This is a genomic window from Alistipes sp. dk3624, assembly GCF_009557455.1.
Taxonomy (GTDB): Bacteria; Bacteroidota; Bacteroidia; order Bacteroidales; family Rikenellaceae; genus Alistipes_A; species Alistipes_A hominis.
The window spans coordinates 1739632-1757424 of record NZ_CP045651.1; the positions used below are offsets into that span (position 1 = coordinate 1739632).

Sequence of the window (17793 nt, forward strand, 5' to 3'; positions counted from 1 at the left end):
CTATTCGTATGTAACGTCCATGTGATAATCCCACTCGTCGAAATAGAGATTGCGCTCCGAAGTTTCCGCTTCGCCGCGTTGAAAATCCACCGGCTCGCTACGCATATGCCGTTTCGGAGGATCGAACGGATACCCGTAATCGCTGTTCACGACCAGCCGGTAGCTGTCCATGCCCGTTTTATAGAAATCGCGGACGGCCGGATCGGCGCTCGCAGCCAGTTTGCCGAACGATATATCGAGGGGCACCCACCCGACGCCTTCGTAATAAACCGATCCCCAGTCGTGCAGACCGACATGTCCCGGATGCAGCATCCAACCGCTTTCCCACCGCGCCGGAATCCCGACGCTGCGCAACATCGCGATCAGAAGCAGGCTCACCTGTCCGCAGTCGCCGTGTCCGGCATCGAGCACGTACTCGGGAATATTCGGGATCACGCCGTACTCGATCGCCCCCGCCCACGGAATGTCGTCGATCCAATCGTAAATCCGCGAAACGATCCGCACCGGATCGGTCTCGCCGCCGGCCAACTCGCGGGCCTTCCGTTCGATCCGTTCGCTGAAAACGAGGTGCGGCGGACGCTGGGCCGTATATTTGCGATAAACTTCCGAAAGGGTATCGTACGGTTCGACCTGCTTCGACAGCTCCTCCGGATCGAAATACTGCGCACGCGTCGTCACCCGGAACGCGAGCCTGAAAACGGTCGCGCTGTCGCGACGGGCCGGCTGTTCGAAACAAATGCTACGCTGCGGAGTTCCCTTCGGAGCCACGACATACCGCTCAGGCCATGCCGAAATCAGTTCGACACCGGTCTGGCGCGGCAAACCTTCCTGCGGATAGGGCAGCCAGCAACGGATCGTATCGCCCTCCGGCACGGCATCCGGTTCCACGACAAGCGTATAGCGAATCGTCATCGTCACCGGATTCGTACACATTCCCAGCGAATCGGTCGCCGCAATCACCCGCGCGGCGTGCCTTTCCCGAAAACCGATCTCCGACGAGTCGATCCGCCGCAATCCTTCCAGTTCCGGGGCCAGCAGAATCAGGTTGCCTACCGAACGGCTGAAGTAACGCTTCCGGCCGTCGATCCGCCGCATCTCCAACCTCCCGGACTTTTCCCATCGACGGATCTGCTCCGGAGATACCGTATCGGACACCCGCTGCCGGATCCGGGAGAGAATCTGTCCTTCGTTATAACAAAATTCGATACGCAAACGCCGCATGACCTCCCGCAGCGAGTCGATCGCGCGCAGCTCCTGTTCCGACGCGCCGGGTTCCGCCTCTTCCAGCAACGAGTCCAGCTGCGAAAACCGACCTTCTCCGATCAGATTCGACGCATCTTTCCGCCAATCGGATCGTCCGGCGCAGGAAACCAACGCTCCCAACAGCACCGGACAAAAAAACTTGAACAGATTCATTCCGAAACAGTCTATATTTTCACAAAACTACGCATTTTACCGGCCAATGGCAACAAAAAACCGCCCGGAAATCGCAACCGGGCGGCCGGAGAGGTATGCGGATCACGATCAAAATACGTTAACGTTGCAGCAATCCGGCATACATCCGGTCGTAAGTCGGCGTCGGAACGTCGAGCCGTTTCCCTTCGCGCACGATGTAGCCGGTCAACGACTCCAGTTCGGTGCTGCGGTGCGCCCGGAAATCGCGCTGCATCGAGGTCGTCGTATCGGTCGGAATCCGTTCCATCTGATCGACCACCTGGGCGGCGATCCCGTCGGACAGGACGATTCCTTTGGCCTTCGCCACCGCCTGAAATTCATCGAGCAGCGCCGTGAACTGCGCCCGGTAGTCCGGGTTGCCAAGCACGCCGCCGTAAGGCTCGTCGGTATAGGAAGTCGCCGTGGCCACGGTCGAGATGAACGCAAACTTGTCCCAGACTCGCCGGGTAATATCCGGAACCAACCGGGCGCGGACTTCCGCGCCGGTAAAAATCCGCTCCAGTTCTTCGAGTCGTTCGTCCGGCCCCTGCGCGGAACCGAACAGGTAACGGTAACCGTTGGTATGTTCGGCGATACGGCCCGGCTCGACGATAAACGCAACCACATACACGCACCCGTCCCACACGGCATGTCCGGGCAGCATTCGTTTGATCTTCTCGGCGCTATCCACGCCGTTCAGAAACGGCAGGATCACCGTCCGCGGCCCGATGGCCGGGCGGATCTGCCCGACGGCCCCTTCGATATCATAGGCCTTCGTGCACAGCAGGATGTAATCCATTTCGCCAATCTCGGCGGCCGAATCGGTCGCCGCTTTCGGGCGGGCCGTAAAATTTCCCTGCTGTGACTCGACGATCAATCCCCTGCTTCGGATATTTTCGAGGGCTTGTCCGCGCGAAATAAAATAGATGTCCACTTCCGGGTCGTCCCGGTAACGGCGGGCGAGCAGACCGCCGAGAAATCCGCCGACGCCGCCCGTCCCTACGATGGCTATTTTCGTTTTCATAATCAGTCCGAACGATTTGATTTTCCGCAAAGGTAGCAAAAACCGGAGCATTTCGTTGCGAAATACGCCCCCCGTCGAGAACAGTTGCCGGGTTTCGGCAAAATTACTTATCTTTGTTCTCTGTTAACCAACTAAACGAAAAAATATGCACGCATACGTATTCCCGGGTCAAGGCGCCCAATTCGTCGGAATGGGCAAAGACCTGTACGACAACGTTCCCCTTGCAAAAGAACTGTTCGAAAAAGCCAACGAAATTCTCGGCTTCCCGATCACCGATATCATGTTCGCCGGAACCGACGAACAGCTCAAGCAGACGAAAGTAACCCAGCCGGCAATCTTCCTGCACTCGGTCATCCTGGCCAAATCGCTCGGCGCGGACTTCAAACCCGAAATGACGGCCGGACACTCGCTGGGCGAATTCAGCGCGCTGGTAGCCGCCGGAGCCCTGAGTTTCGAAGACGGCCTGAGCCTGGTTTCGAAACGTGCGATGGCGATGCAGAAAGCCTGCGAACAGAATCCGTCGACGATGGCCGCCATCATCGGCCTGCCCGACGCCACGGTCGAAGAGATATGCAGCGCGATCGACGGCGTAGTCGTTCCGGCCAACTACAACTGTCCGGGACAGTTGGTAATATCGGGCAGCAACGAAGCGATCGACGCCGCCTGCGCCAAACTGACCGAGGCGGGCGCCAAACGCGCGCTGAAGCTGAACGTCGGCGGAGCGTTCCACTCGCCGCTGATGGAACCGGCCCGCGTGGAGCTCGAAGCCGCCATCAAAGCCGCTCCATTCGCCGAACCGGTCTGCCCGGTCTACCAGAACGTCGACGCCAAACCGTACACCGATCCGGCTAAAATCCAAGCCAACCTGATCGCCCAACTGACCTCTCCGGTGCGCTGGACGCAGATCGTGCAAAACATGATCGCCGACGGAGCCACGCAGTTCACCGAACTCGGCCCCGGCAGCGTATTGCAGGGCCTGATCAAGAAAGTGGACCGCGCCGCCGTTTGCGAATCGAAGCAAACATTGTAATGTCGACCGAAAAAAACGGCTGATACTCATACGATTTTCCCGAACCGCACGTTTTACTAGTGCGGTTTTTTTATGAAATAAGAGGGCGTAAGATTTTAATATTTCGGCTAATTCGGTCGGATATATGAAAAATTTTGCGTTATTTTGCACTCAAAGAAAACCAACGCCACCATTCTAAATTTAGGAAACCGCCGTTTCCCAATTAGATAAGAATGAGTGGCTATCAGCGGACTTCGAGGCCGGCGGACCGGAACTTTCGGAATCCCGACAAAGAAAAACCTAACATCAAACCATAACAGAATTTAACCCCATGAGTTCATTACAGGAATTTTTCAATCAGCCGGAAAACGGCAAGGCCAAAGGAATCGTTCAAAAAAACAACATTCTCAAACGCAATATCATCGCCCGCATGGCGATCGAAGGAGAATGTACGCTGGCGGATCTGGCCAGGGAGCTGCATGTCAGCATCCCGACAGTCACCAAACTGGTCGAGGAACTCCTTTCCGAAAACATCATCGCCGACCGCGGCAAGATCGAAACCAGCGGCGGACGCCGGCCGAACATTTTCGGTCTGACTCATTCGGCCATCTATTTCGCCGGCATCGAAGTGAGTCGCGATCAGATCGTCATGGTGATTACCGACCTGCACAACAACATCATCCAACTGGAACACGAGCAAGATTTTATCCTCGACGACACGGAAGAATGCCTCGACAAAATCGGATCTTCGATCGACCGGTTCATAAACGACAGCAAAATAGACCGTTCGAAGTTGCTCGGCATCGGAATCTGCATTGCCGGGCGCGTGAATCCGAAAACCGGACGCAGCTACAAATATTTCACCTCGCGCGAAGAGTCGCTGAGCGAGATCATGGAAAAACGGCTCGGACACCGGGTGCTGATCGAAAACGACACCCGCGCCCGCTGCTACGGCGAATATACGAAAGGATGCACGGGTTCCGAAAAGAACATCGTTTACCTGAACCTCGCCCGCGGCGTCGCCATCGGAGTCATCATCGACGGCAACCTGTACTACGGGAAATCGGGCTTTGCCGGCGAATTCGGCCATACGCCCTATTTCGATAACGAGATCATCTGCGACTGCGGTAAAAAAGGGTGTTTGGAGACGGAAGTTTCCGGAATCGCCATCGAAAACAAGATGATCCAGCAGATCAAGAACGGACGCACCACGATCCTGATGGATAAATACCAGAAACAACATAAGATCCACATCAACGACATCATTCAGGCAGCCAAAAACGACGACACGCTGTCAATCGAACTGATCGAGGAAGCCGGCGAAAAAATCGGCAAAAGCATCGCTTTTCTGATCAATATTTTCAACCCGGAACAGGTGATCATCGGAGGCAACCTGGCCAACGCCGGCGACTACCTGATGCTGCCGCTGAAATCGGCCGTCAACAAATATTCGCTGCGGCTGGTTTACAACGACACGCTGTTCCGCACGACCAACCTCGACGACAATATCGGTTCGCTCGGCGCGGCAATGCTGATCCGCAACAAGGTGATTTCACTGTAAACGCGGCGTGCCATGACCAATCCGATGGAGAGCGAACTGATCCGACTGCGGGCGCTCGAGCCGGAAGATGTCAACATCCTGTACAAATGGGAGAACGACACCGAAATCTGGAAAGTGAGCAACACGGTCGCCCCGTTTTCGAAACACATGCTGCGACAGTTTATCGAAAACCAGCAACGCGATATCTACGAAACCCGCCAGTTGCGGCTGATCATCGAATCGAAAGCCGACGGGAAACCCGTCGGCGCCATCGACTTGTTCGACCTCGACCCGTACAACTGCCGGGCGGGGGTCGGCATTCTGATCTACGACCAGCGCGACCAGAGGCAGGGTTACGCCTCTCATGCGGTGTCGATCGTGATCCGATACGGCTTTCAAGTGCTGAACCTCAACCAACTGTACTGCGACATTCCGTCGCAGAACATCCAAAGCCTCGCGCTATTCAAAAGCAAGGGATTTTCGGTGATCGGACTTAAAAAAGAGTGGACGAAAACCACGTCGGACTGGCAGGACGAGTACATGCTACAACTGCTAAACCCGAAAAAATGGTGACAGGTCGGGGAATTCGGCAGTAGGGCAGTAGCGCCCCGATTCCGCATCGCGCCGGCAGCAAACATGCCGCAGCCCGTTCGTAACCAATATGAAAGGAGCCTCCAGCACGCTGTTGTAACGTACCGCCTGGGCGAGCACCCGCTCGTCGAGCGGGACGTGCGGAGCTTTGCATTCCGCGACCAGACAGATCCGGCCGTCCCGACCGGTCACCGTCACATCGGCCCGTTGCCGCGTACCCGCGAGTTCCACCGGACGTTCCTGAGATACGCACGCCGCAAACGCCCCCTTCTCCTCCACCAAAAAACGAATCAAGTGCTGCCGCACCCACTCCTCGGGAGTCAGCACGAGCCACCGTTTGCGGACGCCGTCCCATATCTGCGGCGGCGCGGCATCCATCCGGAGCCTGAAAACGTAATGGGGAAAATTAAGTTGAAAAAGTCGTTCCATCTATCGATAAAAATTCGTACCTTGTATTCGATTTTTCGAAAAAAAGTCGTCCGGCTCATATTTTCCGGCTTACAAATATAAACAAAGATTTTTCAGAGCACCGAAATCATCTGAATAAACACTTGCGATATGGGAAACAATGCTAAAAGTAAAAAGGAAGAGGCGCTTCTCTACCACTCGGAGGGGCGTCCGGGGAAGATCGAGGTAATCCCAACGAAACCTTACAGCACACAGAAAGACTTGTCGCTGGCCTACTCCCCGGGAGTGGCGGAGCCTTGCCTGGCGATCGAGGACAATCCGGACGACGCGTACAAATATACAGCGAAAGGCAACTTGGTAGCGGTAATCTCGAACGGCACCGCCGTGCTCGGGCTGGGCGATATCGGGGCGATGGCCGGTAAACCGGTCATGGAAGGCAAAGGGCTGCTCTTTAAAACCTTTGCGGATATCGACGTATTCGACATCGAAGTCGATACGAAAGACACCGACCAGTTCATCGAAACCGTCAAAAACATTTCGGTCACGTTCGGCGGGATCAACCTGGAAGACATCAAGGCGCCCGAATGTTTCGAGATCGAAGAACGCCTGAAAGAGGAGCTGTCGATCCCGGTGATGCACGACGACCAGCACGGCACCGCGATCATTTCGTCGGCGGCGCTGCTCAACGCGCTCGAAATCGCAGGCAAGAAGATCGAAAAAGTACAGGTAGTGGTCAACGGGGCCGGCGCGGCCGCCGTATCCTGCGCGAAACTCTACATCGCGCTGGGCGTAAAGCCCGAGAATGTGATCATGTGCGACAGCAAAGGGGTCATTTCGGTACGCCGCCAGAACCTGAACGCGGCGAAAGCCAAATTCGCCACTACGCGCGAGGTCGATACGCTCGAAGAAGCCCTTGTCGGAGCCGACGTATTCCTCGGCTTATCGGTAGCCGACGTGCTGACGCAAGAAATGGTACGCAGCATGGCCGACAACCCGATCGTATTCGCGCTGGCCAATCCGAATCCGGAAATCTCATATGACAACGCGATGGCCGCCCGCGAAGACATCATCTTCGCAACCGGACGCTCGGACTATCCGAACCAGGTCAATAACGTACTCGGATTCCCGTACATTTTCCGCGGAGCGCTCGACGTGCGCGCCACCAAGATCAACGAGGAGATGAAGATCGCCGCCGTGCGGGCGCTGGCCGCATTGACCAAGGAGCCGGTGCCCGACATCGTAGCGGCCGCCTACAACGACAACAATATTTCGTTCGGACGCGAATACCTGATCCCCAAGGCCCTCGACCCGCGGCTGATCTCCACCATCTCGGTCGCCGTGGCCAAAGCGGCTATCGAATCGGGCGTCGCGCGCAAAACGATCACCGACTGGAAAGCGTACGCTACCGAACTGGACAGCCGTATGGGGCGCGACGACAAGCTGATGCGCGCCATCCGCTCGAAAGTAGGCACCGCCGCGCCGCGCCGGATCGTCTTCAGCGAAGGCGACCGCCTGACTACGATCAAGGCCGCCGTTCACCTGGCCAACGAAAACCTTGCTATCCCGCTGCTGGTCGGCGACCGTGCGAAGATCAATACGCTGCTGAAAGACAACCACCTGACGCTCGACCCGAAATGCATCGTCGACTTCCGCAGCGACCGCGAAGAAGCGCGCCGCAGTCGCTACGCAGCGCTGCTGTATAACAAGGTAAGCCGCAAGGGCGTCCGGATGCACGAGGCGATCGAATACATGATGCGCCGCGACTGGTTCACGCTGATGATGGTCGCTTCGGGCGACGCCGATACGTCGATCCTCGGCTATACGCACCGCTACACCGAAGCGCTGAACCCGGTACGCCAGATCTTTACGACGAACAGCAACACGACGCTCGCGGCGATGGAGATCGTTACGACCAAGCGCGGACCGATGTTCTTCGCCGACACGGCCGTCAACCCGAGTCCGACCGTCGAAGACCTGGTCAACATCGTACTGATGGCTGCCCAGACCGTCCGCAATTTCGGTATCGAACCGGTGATGGCAATGCTGTCGCACTCGAATTTCGGAACCGACACCGAACCGCTCGCGGCCAAAATCTCGAAAGCCGTGGAAATCCTGCACTTCCAGTATCCGGAATTGCTGGTCGACGGCGAGATGAAAGCCGACATCGCGTTGAACAAGAAAGCCCGCAACGAAATCTACCCGTTCAACAAGCTGGGCGACCGCGAGATCAACGTGTTGATCTTCCCGAACCTGTCGTCCGCGAACATTTCGTACAAGATGATGGAGATCCTCGGCGGCGCCGAAATCAACGGTCCGATCCTGATGGGACTGAACCAGTCGTGCGTACACCTGATCCCGGAAGTGGCCAGCACCCGATCAATCCGCAACCTGAGCGTCATCGCCGCTGCGGAAACGATCCAGCCGAAATAGCCGGAAAACGCTCGTTTTTAAAAATAGCCGCCGATCATTTTTACCCGGCGGCTATTTTTGTATATTTGCATGTCGGGGTGGCTGCATCTCGATCTTGATTTTATCCGGAAATATTATGAAATACAGCCTCATTATCTCCTTCTCGCTGCTGTGCCTGCTTCGCGCCGGCGGACTGCAGGCGCAAACCGAACTGCAGGACCCGACCCGCACCTCTTCCCGCAGCGAAATGCCGGGCATTCAAATCGGCAGTTACAACAGCCGCGAACTGGCGCTGACCGAAAACGATAAGGAATCGCTCTACATGCAGCGGCTGAACGGAAAATGGCAGGTAAAAACCTATCGTTCGGAAACGGAAATAGACACGACGCTCACCGCGCCGGCGGCGGACGTTTCGGCATGGGAAAGCGTCACGATTCCCGAAAAAGAGGGCAACGGAGCATGGGCGGCCGTCTACCGTACCGAGTTCACGATGCCTTTCAAATGGATCGACCGTGAAATATTCGTCCGGCTCGACGCCGTCAGCCGCGCTTATTACGTCTATGCGAACGGGCATCTGGCCGGTTATCACGCGGATTCGAAAACGCCGGCCTATTTCGATATTACGCCTTACGTCGCGGACGGGAAAAACACGCTGGCCGTGATCGCCTACGCCCATCCGGTTTCGACAACGCTTGAGAATCAGATCAAAACGCCGGGCACCTGCATCGAAGGCGACGTCTCGGTCATCGCGCAGCCCAAAGTCCGCATCCGCGACTTCGTGGCCGACACCCGTTTCGCAACGGACGGCAACGGACTGTTCAGTTTCGGGGCGATCGTAAAATCGCACCTGCTGAATCCCAAAGAGGTGATCGTTTATTACGAACTGATCGCGCCGGACGACAGCACGGTGATCGCGCACGGCAAGCGGGACGCCCGTTTCCACCTGCGGGCCGAAGACACCGTCCGCTTTTTCGCCAACCTACCGGACATCCAGTCGTGGAGCCACGAAAGTCCGAAGCTCTATACCGTCGCACTGAAATTGCAGCACGAAGGCCGCTTTACCGAATATACGAAGGTAAAAATCGGATTCCGCGACGTTTCGTTCGACGAAAAAGGGCTGAAGATCAACGGACGTCCGGTCGAGCTCCGCGCCGTCGATTACGATTGTCCCCCGGATGCGAATGCCTGGCGCAGGGACTTCGCCGCATTCAAAAAGAGGGGCATCAACTGCGTCCGGGTCAAAAATTACCCGCAAAACGACCGGTTTTACGAACTGGCCGACAGCTACGGCCTGTATATCTGCAACCGGGCGAACATCGACGCCCGTCTGAGCGGCAGCTCGCTCGAAACGGGCGGCACGCCGGCCAACGATCCGCTGTGGGAAAACGCCTATGCCGACCGCGTAATGAATATGTACTACACATCGCAGAACCATCCGTCGGTGCTGCTGTTCTCGCTCGGCGAACAGGGAGGGCGCGGTTACAACATGTACGAAGCCTACCGCCGGCTGAAAGCGGTCGAAAAGAAACGCCCGGTGATTTACGAAGGAGCCGGCGCGGAGTGGAACAGCGACCTGGTGGTCGGCAAACCCGGCGGACGCAACGCGTCGGACGACCGTTACACGGTCTTTTTCGCTTCGCCCGAGTCTTTCAACGAAAAACAGTCGCCGCTGGGCGCGACCGCGATCGCGGCCGGAACGGCTCCGGGCAAAGTGGAGATCCGCAACGGCTGTACGATCGCCGACCTGAAAAACTTCCGGGTCGGCTATACGATCGTCGCCGGCACGAAACGAATCGTCAAGGAAGGCGTCTGCAAAGCCGACATCCCGGCCGGGGAAACCGCCCTGGTGGATATTCCGCTCGACGGCGTCAAACCGGGCAAATATACGCTGACCGTCTACGTCGCACATAAAGACAATACGCCACTGGCGCCGGACGGAGAGCGCATCCTCGAACAAACCCTGCCGTTGGAAATTCCGAAAACGGCAAAATGACAAGCAATTCCATCCTGCGGTAAAACGGCAGCGGCATGGTAGTTGAACGGTGGATTCCGTTCCTTCACGTCGGGAGTCATCCTGCATGAAACAACTGAAATTATGTATATCACGCTCGCAATCCTGGTACTGTCGGCCGTCTTTTTTATGAACGGCCGGGTACGTTCCGACCTGGTGGCACTGTGCGCGCTGCTGGGCCTGCTCGTTTTCCAAATACTGACCCCCGAAGAGGCGCTGGCCGGATTCGCCAACCCGATCGTCATCATGATGATCGGGCTGTTCGTCGTAGGCGGCGCGATTTTCCAGACCGGACTGGCCAAAATGGTCAGCAGCCGCATCCTGGGATTGGCCGGCAACAGCGAACTGAAACTGTTCATCCTTGTCATGCTGGTCACTGCGGCCATCGGCGCCTTTATAAGCAATACGGGAACCGTCGCGCTGATGCTCCCGATCGTGGTGAGTCTCGCAGCCAATGCGAACATGAACGTCAGCCGCGTACTGATGCCGCTGGCATTCGCAAGCAGCATGGGCGGTATGCTGACGCTGATCGGGACCGCCCCGAACCTCGTTATCCAGAACGTACTGACCGACGCGGGCTACCAGCCGCTGACCTTCTTTTCGTTCACTCCGGTCGGCCTGGTATGTATCCTGACCGGAATCATCGTGCTGATCCCGCTGAGCAGGTGGTTCCTCGGCCCGAAAAAAGAGAAAAAACAGCAACGGCAGACCGGAAAATCGCTCGGCGAACTGGTCCGCGAATACCAACTCGCCGACAGCTTGTTCCGGGTCAGGGTATCCGCCGGCTCTCCGGCCGGAGGACAAACGGTGCGGGAACTGGGCATCCAACAGCAATACGACCTCAACCTGGTCGAAATCCGCCGAATCCAATCGCCCCAATCGCATTTCCTGAAATCGGTCAGCCAGCAGTTGGCCGACCCCGATACGACGCTCCGCGACGGGGATATCCTCTACTTGATGGGGCTTTTTGAAAACGTGCAACGATTCGCCGCCGACTGCCGGCTCGAACTGATGGACACCCATACGACCGAACAACGCACCGAAGGCAAACCAGGCACGCTCGATTTCTACGACATCGGGATCGCCGAGATCCTGCTACCGCCGACCTCCCGGCTGGTCAATACGCCGGTCGGCGAATCCGGATTGCGCGAACAGTACGACGTCAACGTACTGGGCATCCGCCGCAAGAACGAATACCTGCTCTCCGGCCTGAAAGACACGAAAATGCACTCCGGGGATATCCTGCTCGTACAGGGCGCGTGGCACGACATTTCGCGTCTGGACGGCGAACCGTCGGAATGGGTCGTCCTGGGGCAGCCGCTGGCCGAAGCGTCCCGGGTAACGCTGGATTACAAAGCGCCGCTGGCCGCGGCGATCATGGTGCTGATGATCGCCTGCATGATGTTCGACTTCATCCCGATCGCCCCGGTCACGGCCGTGATGATCGCCGCCGTGCTGATGGTGCTGACCGGCTGCCTGCGCAACGTGGAAGCCGCTTACAAAACGATCAACTGGGAAAGCATCGTACTGATCGCGGCGATGCTGCCGATGTCCGTCGCGCTGGAAAAAACGGGAGCGTCGGAGCTGCTCTCGCGACAGCTCGCCCAGGGATTGGGCAGCTACGGGCCGGTCGTTCTGCTCGCAGGCGTCTATTTCACCACCTCGTTGATGACGATGTTCATCAGCAACACGGCCACGGCCGTGCTGCTCGCGCCGGTCGCTCTCCACGCCGCCGTAGAGATCGGGGCGAGCCCCTATCCGTTCCTGTTCGCGGTCGCGGTGGGAGCGAGCATGTGTTTCGCCTCGCCGTTCTCTACGCCGCCCAATGCGCTGGTCATGCAGGCCGGACAATATGCGTTCAAAGATTACATCAAAGTCGGCCTACCGTTGCAGGTCATTATGGGGATCATAATGATCCTAATACTCCCGCTGCTGTTCCCGTTCTGACCGAAATCATAAAAAGCGACCGTCCCTTTTACCGGGACGGTCGTTCGATTTTCCACTCTGACAAAAAAGCACGATTCCGCATAAATCCGGTCGGCCCGTTTCGCGCCGCCGGGCGACAGCCCGTTAGATCGGCCCCATAGCGATCGTTTCGCCGCTTTCGTGCCATTTGTCGACTTCGAATCCGTTGCCGCGGAAGGGCGGCGACAGGATCCCGCCGATATTCACGTGCAGCGTCAACATATTGCCGGCAGTCAGCGGCCCGGACAGTCGCGACGTATAAAGTCTTTTCCTCCCCGTTGTCGAGAATCATGCGGATCACGATTTAAGGCGCATCGCCAGACGGAAACACCTCTACGGAATTATAAGCGCTCATGCGGTCCGGCGCAAAGCGCAGCGGAATCAGCACCGTCTTCGTCGAATTGGAAGGTTCGACGGTATACAGGTCGAGGCTTTCGGCGATGGAACCCATCAGCGCGCTCATCGTATCGATAGCGGCGGCAAACGGAACATTATCCTTCGGACGCAGCATAATGCCGATTCCGGCAACCTCGCGCTCCTGCTCCACATCGATGCTGCCGGTTCCGATCTCCTCCTCGGTTGCAAAAACGAAATTGTTAACGCGGTGGTAAACCGTATCGCCGGAGTATTGCCTGAGCGAAAAAAACTGCCGCGACAGATCGGCGCTCAGCGACAGCCGGGAAACACGGACGACCGGACAACCGACCGCCGTATCGACCGGATTTTGGAATAGTTATTGATAACGGATAACAAACGAAATAGCAGGCGCTCCGGGCCGCGCCGTTCCGAACGCGGCCCGGAACCGCCTGCCGGCATCGGAATGTAAAATGGCTCGACGCCCGGAAAAACTTTGCAGCCAACCGGGCGGACACGATCGTCAAACACAATAAAACACGGCATATCAAGATGTTAAAAGAAAGCTTCGTCTTCATGTTCATCTCCTCGTTCATGGCGTTGTTTCCGGTGGCGAATCCCGTGGGCACCGGATTCATCATCAACGGGTTCTTGTCGGGACTGGACCGTTCGGAGAGAAGATCCATCGTCCGGAGGATTGCCGTCAACTACCTGCTGATCGGGATCGGCAGCCTGGCGATCGGGCACTTCGTACTGTCCCTGTTCGGACTGTCGCTGCCTATCGTTCAACTGGGAGGAGGTCTTTTGATCTGTAAAACGGCCCTGCAATGGCTCGGCGATTCGGATGCTTCGACAGGCAGCGCGCCGGACAAGCCCGTCGACCCGATCAGCGTACGCAACCTGGAATCCCGGGTATTTTACCCGATCACCTTTCCGATCAGCATCGGACCCGGCAGCATATCCGTCATTTTCACCCTGATGGCGTCGGTCAATATCAAGGACGGCCTGGGAAAGATCATCATAAACTATGCGGTCATCGCGTTCGTCATCTTCCTGATGTGTCTGATCCTGTACGTCATCCTGTCGCAGGGACAGAAAATCACGAAGAAAGTAGGGGTCACGGGCACGATGATAATCAATAAAATGGTCGCATTCTTCACGTTCTGCGTCGGCATCCAGATCATCGCGGAAGGCGTCGAGAAAATATTCCACCTCAGCCTGTCGTAAACCAACCGGAAAACAACAAACGCTTAAACATAAAAACCATGAATTCGAGCATCCTGATAAACAACGTCGAGATCTTCGACGGAACGAACGAGGCCACCGTCCGAGGAAATGTTCTGGTCAAGAACGGCCTGATCGAAAAAATAACGCAGGAGTCCGTCCCGGTCGACCCGGGCGGCGACACCATCGTGCTGGACGGAAAAGGACGGTTTCTGATGCCCGGGCTGATCGACGCGCACTGGCACGCCTACCTGTGCTGCAACACGATGATGGGACTGCTGACCGAAGACGTCTCCTTTTCGCACCTGACGGCAGGACAGGAGGCCGGGGCGACCCTGCTACGGGGTTTCACGACCATCCGGGATGCGGGAGGCCCCGTTTTCGGACTCAAACGGGCCATCGACACCGGCGTCCTGCAGGGCCCGAGAATCTATCCCAGCGGCGCCATGATCTCCCAGACGTCGGGACACGGCGACTTCCGGATGATCTACGAACACGGTCATACGGGCTGCGGCTGCGAAATGGCCCACGTCGAGGAGATCGGGGCCTCGCGCATTGTCGACGGTCCCGATGCCGTCACGGCGGCGACGCGCGAAAACCTGAGGCAAGGAGCCTCTCAGATCAAACTGATGACCGGCGGCGGCGCGGCATCGCTCTACGATCCGCTGGACGTAACCGAATTTTTCGAAGAGGAGATCCGCGCGGCGGTGAGGGCGGCCGAAGACTGGGGCACGTACGTAATGGTGCACGTTTACAATCCCCGGGGCATAGCGAGGGCCATCAAAGCCGGGGTCAGAAGCATCGAGCACGGCCACCTGATCGACGAACCTACGATGAAACTGCTGGCCGACAGCGGCGCTTGGCTCAGTATGCAGGCCTTCACCGTCGAAGACAATACGTATCCTTCGCCCGTTCAACAAGCCAAACACCTGCAGATCTGCAACGGGACGGACCGCGCATACGAACTCGCCAAAAAGTACAATGTGAAACTGGCCTGGGGAACGGATCTGCTGTTCAATCCGGCCCATACGAAAAACCAGAATCACGGGATCGTAAAATTACAAAAATGGTTTTCCAACTTCGAAATCCTGAAAATGGTCACTTCCGACAACGCCCGCCTGCTGGCGATGTCCGGAGCCCGAAACCCGTATCCGGGCAAACTCGGCGTCGTCGAAGAGGGCGCGCTGGCCGACCTGCTGCTGGTCGAAGGAAATCCTCTACAGAACGTCGACCTGCTCGGAGATCCCGGGAACAACTTCAGCGTCATCATCAAAAACGGCGTCGTCTATAAAAACAAACTACAAGACGGCCCGGCATCCGGCAACCGTTAAAACTCGATATATGATCAGACAACCTGTACTATACGCCATCCTACTCGTTTTTCCCCTTTTCGGCGCATCCGCTCAGGAACCGGGTCTTCCGGTCAGCTTCGAGCAGGCCGTCGAAATGGTGAACCGGGACAACAAGAGCATCCGGATCGCCGAGCAGGGACTGGACTGGGCCAAAAGCGAACGCCAGCGGCTGAACTCTTTCTGGTATCCGAGAATTTCGGCCAGCGGAGCCTACGTGCACATGGCGAACGACATCGAAGTCAAGGAATCGCTGTCGGCGTTCACCGATCCGGTCAAGGATTTCATCCACTCGATCGACCCCGGCGAACAGATCATCACTTCGCTGCTGAACAACCTCGGCAGCCACTCGTTCAGCGTCCCGCTGGCCCCCCGGAACGTCTCTACGATCGACGCGACAGTCGCGCTTCCGATCTTTACGGGCGGCAAGCGCATCTACGCCGGCAGAATCGGGAAATCCATGGTCGGCGCAGCCGAGGTGAACCGGAAGCAAGTAAGCGCCGATCAACAAGTACTGCTGGTCGAAACTTATTTCGGCGTGCGGCTGGGACAAAAAATCGTCGAAGTCCGCCAGCAGACCTACGACGCCCTCGAACAGCATTTCCAAAATGCCCTGAAGCTCGAGGCCACCGGTATGCTGACCAAAACCGAACGCCTGCTTTTCCAGGTAAACAGGGATGAAGCCAAACGCGAACTGGAAACGGCGGTAAAGGATCTGAGCGTAGCGCAGAACGCGTTCAAAACGCTCGTCCAGATCGAAACGGACGAAAACATCCTGCCGGTTTCGCCGCTGTTCATCAACGAATCCCTGCCTGCGCTCGACTATTTCAAAAGCCTGGTAGGTCGGGACAACTACATCGTCCAGGGCCTGGGCATCCAGCAGGATATCCAGCAAAACCAGATAAAAATAGCGAACTCAGCCTACATGCCCGCGATCGAACTATTCGGGAAACAGACCCTCTATTCGTCCGGCATCCGGAAAAACCTGGTGCCCCGGTCGCTGATCGGGGTGGGGTTTACCTGGAACCTTTTCGACGGCCTGGGTCGCGAGAAGCAGATCCGCCAGGCGAAGATCAACCACCGCATTCTGACCGTCGAGAAAGAGAAAGCCGCCGACGACCTGACACTGGCGGTCGATAAATTCTACAACCAGACGCAAACCGCACTGGACAACGTTACCGCCCTGCAAACTACCGTCGAGATGAGCCGGGAGATCGTCCGGGCCCGGCACAAGTCTTTCCAAGAAGGCATGGCCACCCCCACCGAAGTCATCGACGCGGAACTGCTGCTGTCGAAAGTGAGGGTCGCGATCCTGATGGCCTACTACCAGTTCGACACGGGGCTCATCAACCTGCTGGCCGTCTGCGGGATGCCGGAGTCGTTCGATCAGTACAGCAGGAACGGAAAAGACGAAACGTCCCTGACGGACCGGCGAACCGACGCTGTAAACGGAACGATAAACAATTAACCATATCATGATGAACAAGAGTAAAAAATACATAGCGATCGCCTTCGTCGTCGTTTTAATCGTCGTCGTGATCGTATCCACGGTCGGCATTCTGTCGCTGAAGAACAAACCCGAGATCCTGCAAGGGCAGGCGGAAGCTACGGAGATCCGGATCTCCGGCAAACTCCCCGGACGCATCGACAAGTTCCTGGTCGAAGAGGGACAGGACGTCCTCAAAGGGGATACCCTGGTGGTAATCAACAGTCCGGAAATCGTGGCGAAATACGACCAGGTCGATGCGATCAAGAACGCGGCGGTCTACGAAAATCAGAAAATCGAAGAAGGCACCCGCAAGCAGATCGTCGAATCGGCCTACCAGCTCTGGATGAAAAGTAAATCCGACCTCGAACTGGCGACGACCACCTACAACCGCATTTCGTCCCTCTACCGGGACAGCGTGGTCACTTCCCAGCGGAAAGACGAAACGGAAGCGATCTACAAAGCGGCCTTGGCCGGCGAACGCGCCGCCTTCCAGCAATACCAGATGGCTCTGGACGGCGCCCGCAAGCAGGATCGGGAGAGTTCCCAGTCTATGGTCGACGCCGCCCGGAGCACGGTGCAGGAAGTGGCCGCGCTGCTACAGGACGCCCGGCTCACGGCCCCCGAATCCGGCCAGATCGCCGTGATCTACCCCAAGCGGGGCGAACTCGTCGGCCCCGGCACGCCCATCATGTCGCTGGTCGTCCTCGAAGACGCCCACGTGGTGCTGAACGTACGGGAAGACCTGATGCCGCATTTCCGGATGAAAGGAAAATTCAAGGGAGACGTGCCCGCGCTGGCCCGGAAAGGGATCGAATTCGAGATATACTACATCAGCCCGCTGGGCAGCTATTCGACCTGGAAATCGACCAAACAGGTCGGCAGCTACGACATGAGGACGTTCGAGATCAAAGCCCGGCCGACCGCGCCGCTGACGGATCTCCGGCCCGGAATGTCGGTTCTGGTAAACCTCAACGCACAGTAGCCGC

At 57.3% G+C, this 17793-nt stretch carries 14 protein-coding genes; 10 read left to right on the top strand and 4 right to left on the bottom strand.

The window, feature by feature from the left end; all coding sequences use genetic code 11:
• Together GFH31_RS07450 and GFH31_RS07455 are read right to left on the bottom strand one after the other, a co-directional pair.
• On the bottom strand, window positions 1-1416 hold the full coding sequence (locus GFH31_RS07450) for a transglutaminase domain-containing protein (protein WP_153497723.1): 1416 nt from the start codon (window positions 1414-1416) through the stop codon (window positions 1-3).
• Window positions 1417-1534: 118 nt separating this feature from the next.
• Window positions 1535-2458 (bottom strand): ketopantoate reductase family protein, encoded by a 924-nt coding sequence (locus tag GFH31_RS07455; protein ID WP_172970722.1) that lies wholly within the window; start codon window positions 2456-2458, stop codon window positions 1535-1537.
• 145 nt (window positions 2459-2603) lie between these two features.
• On the opposite strand from GFH31_RS07455, the gene fabD reads away from it, so the two are divergent.
• From fabD to GFH31_RS07470, 3 genes are all read left to right on the top strand, one after another.
• Window positions 2604-3488 (top strand): ACP S-malonyltransferase, encoded by an 885-nt coding sequence (gene fabD, locus GFH31_RS07460; protein ID WP_101573631.1) that lies wholly within the window; start codon window positions 2604-2606, stop codon window positions 3486-3488.
• 310 nt (window positions 3489-3798) lie between these two features.
• A complete protein-coding gene (locus GFH31_RS07465; protein WP_055202962.1) occupies window positions 3799-5028 on the top strand; it encodes an ROK family transcriptional regulator in 1230 nt (409 codons plus the stop codon).
• 12 nt (window positions 5029-5040) lie between these two features.
• On the top strand, window positions 5041-5580 hold the full coding sequence (locus GFH31_RS07470) for a GNAT family N-acetyltransferase (protein WP_228385734.1): 540 nt from the start codon (window positions 5041-5043) through the stop codon (window positions 5578-5580).
• Here the strand turns inward: GFH31_RS07470 and GFH31_RS07475 are convergent.
• On the bottom strand, window positions 5560-6027 hold the full coding sequence (locus tag GFH31_RS07475; protein WP_153497724.1) for a type I restriction enzyme HsdR N-terminal domain-containing protein: 468 nt from the start codon (window positions 6025-6027) through the stop codon (window positions 5560-5562). The two genes, GFH31_RS07470 and GFH31_RS07475, sit on opposite strands and share 21 nt — an antisense overlap.
• A 129-nt stretch (window positions 6028-6156) precedes the next feature.
• Here GFH31_RS07475 and GFH31_RS07480 point away from each other — a divergent pair, with 129 nt between their 5' ends.
• From GFH31_RS07480 to GFH31_RS07490, 3 genes are all read left to right on the top strand, one after another.
• Complete coding sequence (locus tag GFH31_RS07480) at window positions 6157-8436, top strand: NADP-dependent malic enzyme (RefSeq protein ID WP_101573633.1); 2280 nt, start codon at window positions 6157-6159, stop codon at window positions 8434-8436.
• Between the two features lie 115 nt (window positions 8437-8551).
• Entirely contained in the window at window positions 8552-10408 is a 1857-nt protein-coding gene (locus tag GFH31_RS07485) for a glycoside hydrolase family 2 protein (RefSeq protein ID WP_153497725.1), read from the top strand.
• Between the two features lie 102 nt (window positions 10409-10510).
• A complete protein-coding gene (locus GFH31_RS07490; RefSeq protein ID WP_055202955.1) occupies window positions 10511-12373 on the top strand; it encodes an SLC13 family permease in 1863 nt (620 codons plus the stop codon).
• 322 nt (window positions 12374-12695) lie between these two features.
• Here the strand turns inward: GFH31_RS07490 and GFH31_RS07495 are convergent, their stop codons facing one another.
• Window positions 12696-12938: a hypothetical protein gene (locus GFH31_RS07495; protein WP_118655592.1), complete on the bottom strand. Its 243-nt coding sequence runs from the start codon at window positions 12936-12938 to the stop codon at window positions 12696-12698.
• 359 nt (window positions 12939-13297) lie between these two features.
• Here GFH31_RS07495 and GFH31_RS07500 point away from each other — a divergent pair, with 359 nt between their 5' ends.
• Genes GFH31_RS07500 through GFH31_RS07515 form a run of 4 tightly spaced genes read left to right on the top strand, consistent with a single transcriptional unit; the run spans window position 13298 to window position 17789 of the window.
• Window positions 13298-13972, top strand: a complete 675-nt coding sequence (locus GFH31_RS07500; protein WP_055202951.1) for a MarC family protein — start codon at window positions 13298-13300, stop codon at window positions 13970-13972.
• A 38-nt stretch (window positions 13973-14010) separates the two neighbouring features.
• A complete protein-coding gene (locus tag GFH31_RS07505) occupies window positions 14011-15300 on the top strand; it encodes a metal-dependent hydrolase family protein (RefSeq protein WP_101573639.1) in 1290 nt (429 codons plus the stop codon).
• Between the two features lie 10 nt (window positions 15301-15310).
• The gene (locus tag GFH31_RS07510; protein ID WP_101573641.1) at window positions 15311-16786 is read left to right on the top strand and encodes a TolC family protein; all 1476 of its coding nucleotides are present in this window, start codon (window positions 15311-15313) and stop codon (window positions 16784-16786) included.
• 10 nt (window positions 16787-16796) lie between these two features.
• Complete coding sequence (locus GFH31_RS07515; protein ID WP_101573687.1) at window positions 16797-17789, top strand: HlyD family secretion protein; 993 nt, start codon at window positions 16797-16799, stop codon at window positions 17787-17789.
• Window positions 17790-17793: the final 4 nt, after the last annotated feature.

What these genes read in the sequence shown, in the direction of transcription:
- GFH31_RS07450 (WP_153497723.1), bottom strand. Translation starts at nt 1,416, where the DNA reads ATGAATCTGTTCAAGTTTTTTTGTCCGGTGCTGTTGGGAGCGTTGGTT.
- GFH31_RS07455 (WP_172970722.1), bottom strand. Translation starts at nt 2,458, where the DNA reads ATGAAAACGAAAATAGCCATCGTAGGGACGGGCGGCGTCGGCGGATTT.
- fabD (WP_101573631.1), top strand. Translation starts at nt 2,604, where the DNA reads ATGCACGCATACGTATTCCCGGGTCAAGGCGCCCAATTCGTCGGAATG.
- GFH31_RS07465 (WP_055202962.1), top strand. Translation starts at nt 3,799, where the DNA reads ATGAGTTCATTACAGGAATTTTTCAATCAGCCGGAAAACGGCAAGGCC.
- GFH31_RS07470 (WP_228385734.1), top strand. Translation starts at nt 5,041, where the DNA reads ATGACCAATCCGATGGAGAGCGAACTGATCCGACTGCGGGCGCTCGAG.
- GFH31_RS07475 (WP_153497724.1), bottom strand. Translation starts at nt 6,027, where the DNA reads ATGGAACGACTTTTTCAACTTAATTTTCCCCATTACGTTTTCAGGCTC.
- GFH31_RS07480 (WP_101573633.1), top strand. Translation starts at nt 6,157, where the DNA reads ATGGGAAACAATGCTAAAAGTAAAAAGGAAGAGGCGCTTCTCTACCAC.
- GFH31_RS07485 (WP_153497725.1), top strand. Translation starts at nt 8,552, where the DNA reads ATGAAATACAGCCTCATTATCTCCTTCTCGCTGCTGTGCCTGCTTCGC.
- GFH31_RS07490 (WP_055202955.1), top strand. Translation starts at nt 10,511, where the DNA reads ATGTATATCACGCTCGCAATCCTGGTACTGTCGGCCGTCTTTTTTATG.
- GFH31_RS07500 (WP_055202951.1), top strand. Translation starts at nt 13,298, where the DNA reads ATGTTAAAAGAAAGCTTCGTCTTCATGTTCATCTCCTCGTTCATGGCG.
- GFH31_RS07505 (WP_101573639.1), top strand. Translation starts at nt 14,011, where the DNA reads ATGAATTCGAGCATCCTGATAAACAACGTCGAGATCTTCGACGGAACG.
- GFH31_RS07510 (WP_101573641.1), top strand. Translation starts at nt 15,311, where the DNA reads ATGATCAGACAACCTGTACTATACGCCATCCTACTCGTTTTTCCCCTT.
- GFH31_RS07515 (WP_101573687.1), top strand. Translation starts at nt 16,797, where the DNA reads ATGAACAAGAGTAAAAAATACATAGCGATCGCCTTCGTCGTCGTTTTA.